The organism is Deltaproteobacteria bacterium (assembly GCA_009692615.1).
Classification (GTDB): domain Bacteria; phylum Desulfobacterota; class Binatia; order UBA9968; family UBA9968; genus DP-20.
This window is the reverse complement of record SHYW01000064.1, coordinates 1-13559: the sequence shown is the minus strand read 5'-3', so window position 1 is coordinate 13559 and position 13559 is coordinate 1. Positions and strand designations below refer to the sequence as shown.

Annotated in this window: 11 protein-coding genes; 4 read left to right on the top strand and 7 right to left on the bottom strand. The window is 56.4% G+C overall.

What is annotated here, in order from left to right:
• Nucleotides 1-320: 320 nt before the first annotated feature.
• Nucleotides 321-1307 (bottom strand): ABC transporter substrate-binding protein, encoded by a 987-nt coding sequence (locus EXR70_15600; protein MSP39912.1) that lies wholly within the window; start codon nucleotides 1305-1307, stop codon nucleotides 321-323.
• Between the two features lie 95 nt (nucleotides 1308-1402).
• Nucleotides 1403-2413, bottom strand: coding sequence for an ABC transporter substrate-binding protein (locus EXR70_15595; GenBank protein ID MSP39911.1), 1011 nt, complete (start codon nucleotides 2411-2413; stop codon nucleotides 1403-1405).
• Nucleotides 2414-2567: 154 nt separating this feature from the next.
• On the opposite strand from EXR70_15595, the gene EXR70_15590 reads away from it, so the two are divergent.
• The 3 genes from EXR70_15590 to EXR70_15580 all read left to right on the top strand — a co-directional run bounded on the left by EXR70_15590 (nucleotide 2568) and on the right by EXR70_15580 (nucleotide 5737).
• Nucleotides 2568-3590, top strand: a complete 1023-nt coding sequence (locus EXR70_15590; protein ID MSP39910.1) for a hypothetical protein — start codon at nucleotides 2568-2570, stop codon at nucleotides 3588-3590.
• A gap of 85 nt (nucleotides 3591-3675) precedes the next feature.
• Entirely contained in the window at nucleotides 3676-4656 is a 981-nt protein-coding gene (locus EXR70_15585; GenBank protein ID MSP39909.1) for an aldo/keto reductase, read from the top strand.
• 79 nt (nucleotides 4657-4735) lie between these two features.
• Nucleotides 4736-5737 (top strand): hypothetical protein, encoded by a 1002-nt coding sequence (locus tag EXR70_15580; protein MSP39908.1) that lies wholly within the window; start codon nucleotides 4736-4738, stop codon nucleotides 5735-5737.
• Between the two features lie 132 nt (nucleotides 5738-5869).
• Here EXR70_15580 and EXR70_15575 read toward each other — a convergent pair whose 3' ends face one another.
• Together EXR70_15575 and EXR70_15570 are read right to left on the bottom strand one after the other, a co-directional pair.
• Nucleotides 5870-6904 carry a hypothetical protein gene (locus tag EXR70_15575; GenBank protein ID MSP39907.1) on the bottom strand — a complete coding sequence of 345 codons (1035 nt, stop codon included), beginning with the start codon at nucleotides 6902-6904 and terminating at the stop codon, nucleotides 5870-5872.
• A 12-nt stretch (nucleotides 6905-6916) separates the two neighbouring features.
• Nucleotides 6917-7936: an ABC transporter substrate-binding protein gene (locus tag EXR70_15570; protein MSP39906.1), complete on the bottom strand. Its 1020-nt coding sequence runs from the start codon at nucleotides 7934-7936 to the stop codon at nucleotides 6917-6919.
• A gap of 149 nt (nucleotides 7937-8085) precedes the next feature.
• Between EXR70_15570 and EXR70_15565 the strand changes: the two genes are divergently transcribed.
• On the top strand, nucleotides 8086-9618 hold the full coding sequence (locus tag EXR70_15565; GenBank protein MSP39905.1) for a hypothetical protein: 1533 nt from the start codon (nucleotides 8086-8088) through the stop codon (nucleotides 9616-9618).
• Nucleotides 9619-9796: 178 nt separating this feature from the next.
• On the opposite strand, the gene EXR70_15560 is transcribed toward EXR70_15565, so the two are convergent.
• The 3 genes from EXR70_15560 to EXR70_15550 all read right to left on the bottom strand — a co-directional run bounded on the left by EXR70_15560 (nucleotide 9797) and on the right by EXR70_15550 (nucleotide 13219).
• Entirely contained in the window at nucleotides 9797-10711 is a 915-nt protein-coding gene (locus tag EXR70_15560) for a hypothetical protein (GenBank protein MSP39904.1), read from the bottom strand.
• Nucleotides 10712-10784: 73 nt separating this feature from the next.
• Entirely contained in the window at nucleotides 10785-11696 is a 912-nt protein-coding gene (locus EXR70_15555) for an SMP-30/gluconolactonase/LRE family protein (protein ID MSP39903.1), read from the bottom strand.
• 11 nt (nucleotides 11697-11707) lie between these two features.
• The gene (locus EXR70_15550) at nucleotides 11708-13219 is read right to left on the bottom strand and encodes a thioredoxin domain-containing protein (GenBank protein ID MSP39902.1); all 1512 of its coding nucleotides are present in this window, start codon (nucleotides 13217-13219) and stop codon (nucleotides 11708-11710) included.
• Nucleotides 13220-13559 lie beyond the last annotated feature (340 nt).

Below are 13559 nucleotides of genomic sequence, written 5' to 3'. Positions count from 1 at the left end.
CGAGCGGTCATAAGCTCGTGGATATCGTTCTTTGATGATTTCAACAAAGCCATTGGCAGTGGGAATCCCTGCTTTTACGGAGCAGCCAGCGCCAATTAGCAGGGCACACCTTTTGTTCCTCGCCTTCGCGTTTGTTAAAGTTTCAACGATATCTTCAATCGAACGTCGAAAATTACCATCCATTTTCGTCCCTATTATCACATCTTAACTCCGACCGTGATTGCACTGCCAAGGGTCGGCACGACATGGAAGTTGTAAATGTCACAGAGACCTCGATAGTCAACGTGGATGCGTGTCAGCCGGCGGATTCGGCGTCAGTGCTAGCGCTTGCCAAACTCCTTCAACGCCTCATTGAGATAACTCATATCGACAAACTTGGACACATCCGGCACCGGGGTTTTGGCGCCGGTTTGTTCGTAGTAGGTCTTGATGTTGTGCTTCATGCCTTCCATGTTCGGTTCGCCGTCGTAGGGCCAGATGCGGTTTTGTGTGTAGTATTCCCAGCCTTTTAATGCGTGGACTGGCTTCAGCTGAATATCCTTGGTCAAAAATTCCACTGTGGCTTCTTTGTTGTTGTGCATCCAACGCATCGACTGCACCATGCCTTTCATGAAGCGCACCATGAGCGGGCGATTTTTCTCGGCCCAGGAGCGGCGCGTCGCCAGGGCAGCGGATTGAAACTGCGGCACGGCGTCGAGCAGGCGGCCCAGCGTGTTGAAGCCCAACTCTTCGGCGGCGAAATTCAGCGGCACGGCGACCGTGGTGGCGGAGATTTGCCCCGACTGCATGGCTGCGAGATTGCCCGGTGAGCCGCCGGCGACGACGAGAATTTTATAATCGCGCGGGTACTCCAAACCTTTTTGCCGCAGAGCCTCGCGTAGCGCCGTGACCGTGCCACCGGTCAATGACGATGAGCCGATCGTCGTGCCGCGCAGATCCTCGAAGGTTTTGTATTTCTTGCCGGCGACGATGGCCGCGGTCATGCCGTTGATGACGCCGCCGGTGATGATGAAGTCGAGGCCGCGATCGCTCGACTCCATAAACGGCTCGGGCCCGCCGGAGGCAAATTGGATCGAGCCCGCGGCCAAGGCCTGCACGACCATCGGTATGCCGCGCAGCACCACCACTTGTACGTCGAGCCCTTGCTGCTCGAAAAAGCCTTTTTTCGAACCTACCCACAGCGGGCTGTAGCCGAGAGTTTTGCTCGACGGGCCGACGTAGATTTTCGGTTTGTCCTGGGCCAGCGCCGGGGCAGCGCACAGCGCAAAAAAAATCAACGCCGCAGCGGCAATCAGTTCAAGCTTCATTAGGTTCCTACCTTGCGCTGAATTCCATATTCCAAATTCAATATTCCAGATTCCGGTAACCTGGAATCTGGAATTTGTAATTTGGAATCTCCCGCCTACTGCCAGAGCTTCTTGAAGAAGCCTTCTTTCTCCAATTCCTCGACGTAGCGATTTTCATAGTACGCGGTGAGCGGAGTTTTTTGTGCCAGGGCCGGGTCGATCATGCGCGATGAGGCCAGTTGATCGACCATGAGGCGCATGCCTTCGACCGGCGTCTTGAAGTCTTTGAAGAAACTATCGATACCCCATCGATAGCTTTCTTCGAGCGATTTCGCGTCAGTGACCTTGGTGTACTTGCCCAAGGTTTTCATGGCGAAATCTTTGTCGTCATGCATGCGCTTCAAGCCTTCGGCGATGGATTTGATAAATCTTTTGACGACGTCGGAATTTTTCTCGGCCCAGGATCGCTTGGCCATGACGCCGTTCTCGGGAAAGCGTAGGTTCATCTCTTTGAGCTGTTTCGCGCCGACCAGTTCGCGGAAGCCTTTTTCTCTAAGAATGATATTGTTCGGTGGGTTGACCATGGCGCCGTCGACGTTGCCGGTCATGACCGCGGCCATGGATTCGGGAATGCCGCCGGTTTGAATAATCGTTACGTCACCGACCCGGGCGCGGCGCAGGATCGAATCGGCGGTCAGGTGCGACACCGCGCCGATGCGGCTGACGCCGACTTTCTTGCCGCGCAGTTGCTGCAAGCTGGTGATCGACGGTTGGACGTACATCGGCGTGGTGAAGGTGTGGGTGATGCAGGCGACCGGGATGACATCGCCGCCCTGCAGGACGTTGGTCACCGCCGTCGGTCCTAAGCCGCCGGCGAAGTTGTTCTCGCCGGCGAGAATCGACTGGACCATGATCGGCGACGCGCCCTCAAAATACATGTCGACATCGAGGCGGTTTTTCTCGAAGTAGCCGGCGTCTTTGGCGACAAACCAGAGAAAACCGCTGGCCGACAGCGGTGCGTAGGTGAAGCGCACCTTGTCGAGCTTCTCGGCGGCGCCGGCCGCTTGCATCATCGATAAGATCACTAGTGCGATGGTCATGTAGAGTGAGGCTTTGTGCTTTCCCATATTGTTCTCCTTCGGTCCCGCTGACGTTGCTGGCTAAAATCGGCCGCGCCGCACGCGGTCATGCGATGCGATCCCTTTTAATGAGATTGCTCTGCGCTGTCAATCTTGCTAGGAGACTTTGCAGTGAGGGTCCACGGGCAATAAGGAGTAAACGATGCATTCATTCGGTTTCATTCTGCTGATAATTTTAACGTCGACAACGAGTGCCTATGCCCAAGCGCCTTATTATCAAGGCAAGACGCTTCGGCTGATCGTCAGCAGCACCGCCGGCAGCAACTATGATTTGTACGGCCGGCTGGTGGCGCAATACATCGGCAAGCATATTCCCGGCAAGCCGGAAGTCCTGGTGCAGAACATGCCGGGCGGCGGCAATATCATCGGCGCCAACTATGTGTACTCGGTGGCCAAGCCCGATGGTTTGACCTTCGGCACGGTTAACGCGGCGCTCTATTTCAACCAACTGGGCGGCAACAAGGACGTGCAGTTCGACTGGTCCAAGTATATTTATGTCGGCAGCCCAGACCGCTCGGAAGACATGATGTACCTGCGCAGCGACGCGCCGTTCAAGACCATGGCTGACGCGCGCAAAGAAGGAATCAAGTGCGGTTCCACCGGCGCCGGTAGCACCAGCCATTATTTGCCGACACTTTTGAATGACGGCATCGGCACGAAATTTACCCTTATCTCCGGCTACCCCGGCGGACCGGAAATCGACCTGGCGGCGGAGCGCAACGAAGTTCAGTGCCGCGCCTTTACCATCGCCGGTTGGTTCACCGGCGACGTTTACGCTAACTGGCGCAAGAGCGGCTTTGCCCGTGCGGTGGTGCAGACCCATCGCAAGCGCGAGCCGCGGCTCGCCGACGTGCCGACGGTCTACGAGCTGTTAGATGAGTTCAAGGCGCCCGAGTCGATCAAGAAGTTGGCCAACTTGCTGATCGCGTCCAATGGCTTTGGCCGTCCCTATGTCTTGCCGCCGGCAACGCCGCCGGAGCTGGTCAAGATTCTCCGCGAGGCGTTCGTGAAAACACTGAACGATCCGGAACTCTTGGCCGACGCCAAGAAGCGCCGCATCGATATCGAGTACACCTCGGGCGAGGAACTCGAACGACTCGCCAAGGAAGTGATTACCAAGGACACTGAAGTGATCGAGCGGATGAAAAAATTGTTGGGCAAGTAGCGCGGCACCGATTGACGCCGGCATTCTCGTAAGTTTGACTTATCGATTCCACCTGCGCTAACTCTGGGCACGACACGGAGGATCTATGGAGTATGTTCCATTCGGCTCGACGGAGTTTAAAGTCTCGCGCTTGGCGCTGGGCTGCATGAGCATGTCTGGCACCTATGGGCCGGCGGACGATAATGAGTCGATCGCGACGCTGCATAAGGCGTTCGATCTCGGCATCAACTTTCTCGACACTTCTGCGAGCTATGGGCAAGGGCATAATCATGAGTTGATCTCGAAGGCGCTCCAAGGGCGGCGCGAGCGCATCGTGATTCACTCCAAGTCCGGCAGCCCGCGCACGCCGGACGCGAGCGGCAGTCGCAGCGGCAGCACGCCGGAATATTTGACGCAGAACTGCGAGCAAAGCGTGAAGCGCTTGGGCGTCGATGCGCTGGATATTTTCTGCATGTCGCGGGTCGACCCCGATATTCCAGTCGAGGAATCTGTCGGCGCCATGGCGAAGCTGGTCGAGCGCGGCCTGACGCGTTACATCGGTTTGTCGGAAGCGAGCGCGAATTCGATCCGGCGCGCGCGCAAAATCCATCCGATCGTTTCGTTGCAAATGGAATATTCGCTGTGGTCGCGCGATCCCGAAGGCGGCAACGTGCAGGCTTGCCGCGAATTCAACATGGGCTTCATGGCATATTCGCCGCTGGGGCGCGGCTTTTTCGCCGGCACGGTGCACGATGTCAAAGATATGAGCGACGGCGATGGCCGGATCAATCATCCGCGCTTTCAGGCCGGCAATCTGGAAAAAAATTTGGCGCTGTTAAAAAAATTCGAAGAACTAGCGCGGGAAAAAAACTGCAGCACGGCGCAGTTGGCGTTGGCGTGGTTGATGGCGCAGGGCGATGCGGTGATTCCGATTCCCAGCAATAAAACTCGCGCGCACTTGGAAGAGAACATCAAGGCGACCGAGATCAAGCTCAGCAAAGAAGAATTGGCGCGGCTCGATGGGATTTTCCCCCAAGGCGCCGCAGCGGGACCGCGCACTAAGGATATGCATCGGGTGAATATTTAAATGTTTCGAGTTTCGGGTCTCGTGTTTCGAGTTAACCCGAAACCCTAAACCCGAAACAACGCGAAGCGTTTTAGGAGGAATTATGAAAGACGTTACGATCGTCGTCGGCACCATCGGCCAAAGCATCATGCGCAGCGAAGACAGCGGCCAGACCTGGGCGCGTATCGGACCGCGGCGGGGATTTGCTTATGAAGCGTCGGTGCGCTGCATCGCGATGAATCCCAAGAATCATAAGATACTTTTTGCCGGCACGGAGAAGGGGCTTTATCGCAGCGAGGATGGCGGCGCCAATTGGAAGTACCTCGATTCGGCGCTCAATCCGCACTACGTCTGGGTGATCGGCATCGATCCGGTCAATCCCGACACTATGTTTGTCGGCACCGGCACGCCGACGCCGGCGATGCTCTTTCGTTCCAAGGACGGCGGGCGCAGTTGGGAAAAACGGCCCGTAGAGGTTGCGGCGGAATGCGAAGCGGTGGGCACGCCGAGATTTACCGGCATCGCCGTCGATCCGCTGGAACCGAACCATATTTGGGCCGGCCTCGAAGTCGACGGCGCGCGCCACAGCAGTGACGGCGGCGACACTTGGAGTATCGTCGAGGTCACCGGGCGGCGCGATATTCACAACGTCGCGGTCACCGCCGGGCCGCCGAAGACGGCGTTCGTCATGGCGAACCGGGAAATCTACGCGAGCACGGACAACGGCAAGAGCTGGGAACCGCGCGATATGCAAAAGTGTTTGCCCTGGGATTATCCGCGCAAAGAAAATTATCTGCGCGGCATCTCCGTCGATCCGGTGAACCCGAAGAAAATCTTGTTGAGCTTCGGCGATTTCACGCCGGGTTCTTCCGGCGCCATCGCGCAGTCGGACGATTTCTGCCGGAGCTGGAAACTGTTGCCGTTACCCGTCGAGCCCAACTCGACGATGTGGACGTTCGGCACGAACTCGGACGATCCGAACATTATTTTCGCCGCGAGCCGCTACGGTTATCTTTATCGCAGTGACGATGGCGCGCAGTCGTGGACGAAGTTAAGAAGAGAGTTGAGCGAGATCGCCGCGGTTTGCTGGTTGCCGAATTAGGATTTTCTGCGCTTGGTGCGAGCACCCCTATCCCAACCATTACTAAAGGGGCGAGAGAACGCCAAACCCACTCGCCATGAAGACATATTTTGCCGAGTCATCATCGTAAGACTTGGATAACAAAAAACTCGATCACACCGGCAGAGCATAAAACTCGCGACAGTTGTCGCGCAGGATCAACTGCTTCGCTTGGTCGGACAAATCTTTGCGCGCACGAAAGCGCGGAATGTCGGCGAGGAACTCGTCGAGAGTCGGCCGTTCGTGCGGGTAATCGGAGGGGTACATGATTTTTTTCTCCAAGCCCAAGCCGACGACGTAGGACAGAATTTTCTCTTCCAGCTCGCAGGAAAAATAGATCGAGCCATCGCGCACGTAGTCGCTCGGCGCCTTGGTCAACAGCGGCGCCTGCTGTGGCAGCTTTTCATATTTCTCGTCGAGCCGTTCCATCAAATAAGGCACCCAACCGACGCCGGCTTCGAGGAAGGCCATTTTTAAAGTTGGAAAGCGCGCCGGCCCGCCGTCGAGCAAATAACTGGTGAAATGAATCTGCTGTGCCACCGCGTGTTCCATGACGAGAATCTTGATGAACGAATCGAATAGATCCAACCCCAAACCCGCGCTCGACCCACCGTGCACCGCCAGTGGCACATTCAAACGCACAGCGGCGCGATAGAGCGGATCGTACATCGGATGGCCGAGGCCTTTGCTTAAGCCCGCCGCCGGAATCACCCCGCCGACCATGTGCAAATCTTTGACGCAGCGTTCTAATTCTTCCGCGGCCGCGGAAATATCTTGCACCGGCAGTAGCGCGACGCCGAATAAACGCTTGGGCTCGTGCTGCAAATATTCGCCGTAGAGATAATCGTTGTAACAGCGCGCCATCACCGCCGCCCATTTAACATCCTTGATATGCGCCATCGCCAAACCCATGGTCGGATAGAGCACCGAGCCGGCCACGCCGGAACCGTCCAAAAACATGCGCCACTTTTTCAAACCCGGCGTCGGATCGGGCGCCTTGCGCGTGCTGCGCGGCCAGCCGTCGAGCGACGGAAACAGCGCGGTCAACGCGCGCCGCCCTTCGAACGGCGCCGGTAAATAGCGGCGCAACTCGTCGTCGGTCTCCATCACATGACCGTCGGCGTCGATGGGCGCGTAATCTCTACTCATCGCGAATTCCTTTCACTTGCCCCAAAGCGATTTGTAAAATCCTTCGTTGATCAGTTCTTGCACTAAGCTGTTGTCGTAGAATCGCTCGACGGTAAATTCTCTCGCCTGGGGATTCTTCACGGCTTCTTGATCGAGCACCACCTGAACGCCTTCCCGCTTCACCAGCGGAATTTTCTCGGTGAAGTCGTAGGCGTATTTCATGCTGCCTTCGAGCATGCCGGGATCGTCTATCTTGGCGAACTTGGTTAAATACTTTTTCGCCTCGTCTTTTTGCTGATGCATGAATTGGGTCGCCCGGCCGAAAGCGCGCAGAAACGCTTTGGCGTCGCCGCGCTGCTCCTTTAAAAAACGCCGCGTCGTGGTCATGCCGGCGATGACAAAGTAAATTCCTTCGTTGGCCAAGTTGGCGATGATTCGATTGCCCTTTTGTTCAGCGATATGCGAACTGGGGGCCGACAAGGGCGCCGCGCTGATCGAACCGTTATTCAATGCCGCGGCCAATTCCGGCATGCCACCGACCTGAACGATGGTGACGTCGCGGTTCGGATTCAATTTATTTTTTTGCAAATATTCGCGGATAGCGAAATCGGATGACGAGCCCAAGCGCGTGACGCCGATTTTTTTGCCGCGCAGGTCTTGAACGCTGGCGATCTCCGGCCGGCTGATGATGTAGAACGACGCCGCGTTCATGATCGCGCCCATCAACACTAGATCGCCGCCTTGCAGTGTGCTGGTTACCACGCTGCCGCTGTTGACCGTCGAGATCGCCACCTGACGCGCGAACATCGCCTGTGCCATGGTGGTCGAGCTGGCGATGTAAACGAGCTGGGCGTCGAGCCCTTCCTTCTTGTAAAAACCCATCTCTTTGCCGATCCAGAACGGCAAGAACACCGAAGTCACCGCTGAATAGCCAAGCACCACGGGCTCGGCGCCGGCATCGCCGCCCAACGGCAGCGACAGCAGCGCGCCCACGAGAAAAACTTTTAGCCGCAACATAGTTTCGTTTTGACAGCGAATATTGTCCGCAGTCATGGCTCGACGGTTCAAACTGTTGCCTTTGTTTATCCTTCACCGGGTCGATTGTCCAGTTTTACCGGCGCCAACGAACTTGACGCTGGACTTTGTCTGTAGCTATATGCGGTGAGCAAATTAGCTCTTCGACGCTCACTGGGAGTCTTCATATGGCTGAACAGGATTCGCGTTTATCGCGCCGACAATTTATTCGCGCCAGCGCCGCCGCCGCTTGCGCCGGCTGGAGTCTCGCCGCAACGCAGCGTATTGCCAATGCGGCATCGCGCGAGCGCGTGGTCATTTACCAGGGCGTGAGTCTCGACTCGCTCCATCCCTACGGTTATAGCGGCGGCGGCATCAACGGCATCTGGCTGCATATGATCGAGCCGCTGATCGTCATGGATTACAGCCGGCAAAAATATGTCGGCGTGCTCGCCAATGCCTGGGAGTTTCAAGGGCGGCGCTGGATATTTCAGTTGAGAAAAAATATCCGCTTTCACAATGGTGCGCCGTTCACGTCAATAGACGTGGCCTATTCCATCGAGCGCATGAAGACCGACAAGCGCAGCCTGCAGGGCGGCGACATTCAAGAATTGGAAGTCGAAACTCCCGACGACTTCACCGTGGTCTTCAACACCAAACAGCCGCTGTCGCTGCTGCTCGACCGCTTGGACACGCGCTACATCATCAGCAAAGCCGCCGCGGAAAGATACGGCGATCAAGCCGACAACTACGCCATCGGCACCGGGCCCTATAAATTCGTCGGTTGGCAGCGCAGCGGCAATCTCGTCCTGGCGCGCAACGACGATTATTGGGGCACCAAGGCGGAGATCAAGGAAGTGATTTTAAAAAGCGTGAAGGAAGAATCGGCGCGGGTCGCCGGTCTGCTTTCAGGCCAGGCCGACGTGGTCAGCAATTTGCCCATCGAAGAAATCGATCGCGTCGCCAAACATCCGCGCACCCGAGTCGAGAAGATTCCCGGCTTTCGTATGTACTTCGTGGCGATGAACGTGGCGCACAAACCGTTCGACAACAAATTGGTCCGCCAAGCGATCAACCACGCCATCGATCCGGCACCGATGATGAAGCATGTATTTTCCGGCAACGGCGAAGTTTTGAACGGACCGCTGGCCGCCAACATGACCGGCTTCGATCCAGCGGCGAAACGCTACGCCTACGATCCGAAAAAAGCCCGCGAACTTCTCACTAAGGCCGGCTATCCCAACGGCTTCGAGATCAAGTTGCACTTCTCACCCGACCGCCATCTCAAAGGCCGCGAAGTCTGCGAAGTGATCGCCGATCAGTTAGCGAAAGTCGGCGTCAAGATCGAACTGGTCGGCCAGGAATACGCCGTCTACTGGGGCAAAGACGGCGTCAACGGCGGCAAGCTGCCCTTTTACTACGCCGGCCGCACGGCGTCTGACGCCGACACCTTCTACGATCAATACTTCCACACCGGTATCACCAAACGCGTCAACTACAGCAACCCCGAAGTCGACAAACTCATCGAAGAACAACAGCGCACCGCCGACCAAAAAAAACGCGTGACCATCTTGCAGCAAGCCGGCCGCCAAATCATGGACGACGCGCCGTTTGTGCCGCTCTATACACTATCGGAAATCTACGGCGTCGCGCGCAATGTGATTTGGAAAGGCACGCCGGATAACCGGATACTGGCGGCGGAGATGAGGATCAGGGGGTAAAGAAATTGAGACAGGCCTATCTGGCTGTCACTCGGTGGGCGGCAAACAGTTTGCCGAGAAACTGTGAGCGAATTCCTTAACCGTCATAAACTAGAGTGGCCCAAACAGGACTATATCCAGTTAGGACGCAGCGTACCTAAGATGCTCCCAGTTAATCGCTGATCCTAACTTTTGTCATCTATTTTAGTTTGGAAACATCGATCTGAAATACCACTGGGAATTTTTGCGACCATTTGGACCAGCGGAGCGTACCCGCTTCAGAAACTGCCCAAAGCCGTCCCTCGTCGTCGAAAGCCAAATCTTCAATCCCGATTGGCATGCGATATTCCGCTAGTATCTGACCGGTTTTCGGGTCGGTCTTTTGTAGACTCCCATACTTGCTGCTACTGAAAGACAACCAAAGGTTTCCTTCTCGATCATAGGCCGCGCCTTGTCCTTCCACGCCTATCTGGAGTGTCCTTACAGCCAGGTCTTGGTTGATGGTTTTACCTTTGTGCGTATCAAATATGCTCAGTGGAAAAAAATGTCCGCGCGCCTTGCTCTGATCCTTTTCTGAAGAAGCGGAAAAAATCGAAGCGCCATCAAAATCAATAAAGGAGCCCTTCACTTCGCCGCTCAAGCGAACGGTGCTTAAAAGCCCCGCATCCGCGCTCTGTGCCGCTAGCGCCTTGTCGATTTCAATCTTGTAGAGCCTTCGCGTATCCGAAGCAACCAAAACTCCCTTGCCGACAAAGACCAGGCCACCGGCGTGACCACAATCATCTGGCAAATTGAAAAATCCTAAGGTCTTGCCGGTTTGGGGGTCGACTTTGAACACTCGGCATTGCCCCCGATCAACGCTCGGGTTGGCGCTTTGATACGCGCCAATGAATATCGCTCCATCAGCAAATGCCAGTCCTTGTGGCACGAAGGCATCATCCAACCCCGGCGACCAGATCATTTTTGTAATCGCCTGATCGTTAGCTACGGAACTGACGCCGGAAAGGTGTTTCGGCTTGTCACCGAGAATTTCAGCCTCGAAGAGGCCCGAGTGAAATGGAAGGCACGCAAAAACAATCACTGATATTAGCGGGTGACGAGTAGGCGGAATCATTTGAACCCTCCTGGTTTGGGCTGCGATCTACGAGTCATCAATCGAGAATGTTCCCATTTATACAGCGCAGGGGCTACTCGGACAAGCTGAATGCCCCAATCCCCGGCATTCTAACTTCAAGTTTAGCAAGCGACCCGCGCGGCGTGAGATAGAGCGTGCGAAAGTCCGGTCCGCCGAAGGCGAGGTTGCGAACCACTTCCGGTGTCCGGAGGATGCCGATGACTTCACCCGATGGCGCGATAACCCAGATGCCGCCGGAGCCGACACAAAACACTCGGCCCAGGGTGTCGACTTTCATGCCGTCGGGGACGCCCGGCGCCGCCGAGGACATGTCGCAGAACACACGGTTGTTGCTCAAAGTTCCGTCGGTGGCAACGTCGAAGGCGCGGATGCGCCGGTGCGGACAAACTTCTCCGCGTTCTGACTCGCCGAAGCAGCGCGCGTCGAGCCGGCTGATGGCGACGTAAAGAATCGACTCGTCGGGAGAGAACGCGAGTCCGTTGGGATACTCGCACTCATCGGTGGCCAGGTGCACATCGCCAGTGGGGTCGATGCGAAAGACGCCGGAGTATCCGATCTCGCGCAGCTCGGCTGGAACGCGCAGACCGGGGTCGGTGAAATAGATGCTGCCGTCGGAACGGCACACCACGTCATTGGGTTTATTAAATCGTTTGCCTTGCCAACGCTCGGCGATGGTCATGACCGTGCCATCTGCGTCCATGCGAGTGATGCGCCTATGATCGGCGCCTTCACACATGATGAGCCGGCCCTGGCGATCTAGAGTGCAGCCATTACCCTCGCCGGTATTCTCCCGCACGACCGTCACCGATCCATTAGTGTCCCAGCGCAAAAGCCGGTTCCCTTCCAAATCGACAAAGGTCACATGACCTTGTGAATGCCACAGCGGGCCTTCAGCACGGCCCCAACCGGTGGTGAGCAGCGTCGGCTCGGTGGATACGAATATATCGGATAGCGTTTCCGGCATCGTCACCTCCTTCACTTATGTCTTCTTGATGCTGTGCGGTGCAGAAGATATTCCTGCAGCGCGCACCCGAAGCTCGCGGCGTGAATTCCATACTCTTGGAAATTGCCGGTGAAATACTGAAACGCCCATCGCGCCGCATCACGATACTTCTCTTCACCTGTCGCTTCGGCCAGCGCGAGGAAGAATGACGCGGCAGCGCCGTTCTGTTCGATCAAAGTCAATCGAAGCTTGAGCAAAGCCGAATTATGCGCGCGAATATCGTAAAAACCGCCGGCGGAATTTTTCATTTCGATTAAGATGAACTCCGCCAACCAACGCGCCCGTTCCGCGTATTGCGCATCTCCCGTCACTTGATAGGTCCGCAATAGCGCCAAACCCATCTGCACTTGATCTTGAAGAAGACCCGGCACATGAGCCTCACCATCGAAGTAATGAAACATCCCGCCGCTGTCGCTGCGGCAACGTTGCCAGAGAAAATCCAACGTGGCGCGCGCGCGCTCGCGCTCGCGGCACTGCGGCTTATCTAACAGCACCGCCGCATCCAGATAGGCGCAGACCGCCAGCGCATTCGCGTCGGTGTAAACGCAGTGGTCGATGATCGTGAAGAACTCTTCGCCGCCAACGGCGGGCGGCTCATAGCGCAACCAATCCTCACAGCCAAAAAAAGTTTCGGTCGCCGCATCGAACAGTTTGCCATCGAGATAGCCGATGATTTCTTCGGCCATCTCGGCGTACTCAGGAAGTCCGTTGAGACGATGCACCCGCAGGCAATTGGCTAGCAGCCCCGCTTGCTCCACGAGCAATTTTTCCCGGTGCGGCTGGCTCCAATCGGCGCCGGTGGTCGTGCGAAAGTAGCCGCCCGCTTCCGTGTCATGCATCGGACTAGCGCGCATGCGATCCAAGGTCAGACGAACATGTTCGAGGTACGCTGGCTCTTTGGTTACTTCGTAACGCGCCAGCAAAAATTCATTGGCGTCGGCTTGGATGAATTTCTGCCCGCGGCCGTAACCGCCATGCTGACGATCCGCCAAGGCCATGATCGAGTCGGTGATCTCGGTGAGCATCTGCTGATAATTTCGCGCGCTGTTAGCCAAAACGGATTCGGTAGCGGCCTCAGCGCGCGCTAGACGCTCCGTCGCAGTCTTCTGCTGATAGGCTAAGTAAACATTCAGGAGCAGCTCCTGGAAATCTTCGCTGGAAAGAAAATTCGCCGCCGCGAGCAATTCGCCGCCCGGCGTGAAGAACGCGATAGTCGGCCAGCCGTTTAGATTGTAGCGCGCGTCGATGTCGGGCCGCATGGCGTTCTCGGCGCGCAGCGAGATGAAGTAAGCATTGAGCAATGCCAAATTTTCCCGGTCGGAAAGCGCGCCTTCATCCATGCGCTGACAATAGCGGCACCAGAACGCCGAGAGAAAAAGCATGATCGGTTTGTCTCCAGCGCGCGCGGCTTGCAACGCTTCGGCTTCCGACTCGAACCATGGAATCAGATGGGCCAGATTGGGATTGGGGGAGAAGCGATTCATGACTGTCTCTCTCTATAATAGATGCCGATATCATTGCCGGCGCCTGACAATCAACGGTAATGGTTCAGTTTGATTTTCACGTCGCATCTCAATGTAGGGGCCGACCTGCGTGTCGGCCCTCCGGACGGGCGGACACATAGGTCCGCGCCCTACAAGGATTGGCGCAACTGAACCACTACCCAATCAACCGCCGCGTGTCGTGGCAACGTCAATATGTCATGTTAACAGCAACGCGATTATGTCAGGGTAGTGCGTTGGGTTGAGGTCGTAAGTTAGAAACCTGGCCATAGCGGAACCCCACCTTGTTGGAGTTGGTTCGATATAGGCCAAGTGTGTGCGT

Bases quoted from the DNA above. Each gene is read 5' to 3' on its own strand.
- EXR70_15550 (MSP39902.1), bottom strand. From the start codon at position 13,219: ATGAATCGCTTCTCCCCCAATCCCAATCTGGCCCATCTGATTCCATGG.
- EXR70_15600 (MSP39912.1), bottom strand. From the start codon at position 1,307: ATGAAGCTTGAACTGATTGCCGCTGCGGCGTTGATTTTTTTTGCGCTG.
- EXR70_15590 (MSP39910.1), top strand. From the start codon at position 2,568: ATGCATTCATTCGGTTTCATTCTGCTGATAATTTTAACGTCGACAACG.
- EXR70_15565 (MSP39905.1), top strand. From the start codon at position 8,086: ATGGCTGAACAGGATTCGCGTTTATCGCGCCGACAATTTATTCGCGCC.
- EXR70_15585 (MSP39909.1), top strand. From the start codon at position 3,676: ATGGAGTATGTTCCATTCGGCTCGACGGAGTTTAAAGTCTCGCGCTTG.
- EXR70_15595 (MSP39911.1), bottom strand. From the start codon at position 2,413: ATGGGAAAGCACAAAGCCTCACTCTACATGACCATCGCACTAGTGATC.
- EXR70_15555 (MSP39903.1), bottom strand. From the start codon at position 11,696: ATGCCGGAAACGCTATCCGATATATTCGTATCCACCGAGCCGACGCTG.
- EXR70_15570 (MSP39906.1), bottom strand. From the start codon at position 7,936: ATGACTGCGGACAATATTCGCTGTCAAAACGAAACTATGTTGCGGCTA.
- EXR70_15560 (MSP39904.1), bottom strand. From the start codon at position 10,711: ATGATTCCGCCTACTCGTCACCCGCTAATATCAGTGATTGTTTTTGCG.
- EXR70_15575 (MSP39907.1), bottom strand. From the start codon at position 6,904: ATGAGTAGAGATTACGCGCCCATCGACGCCGACGGTCATGTGATGGAG.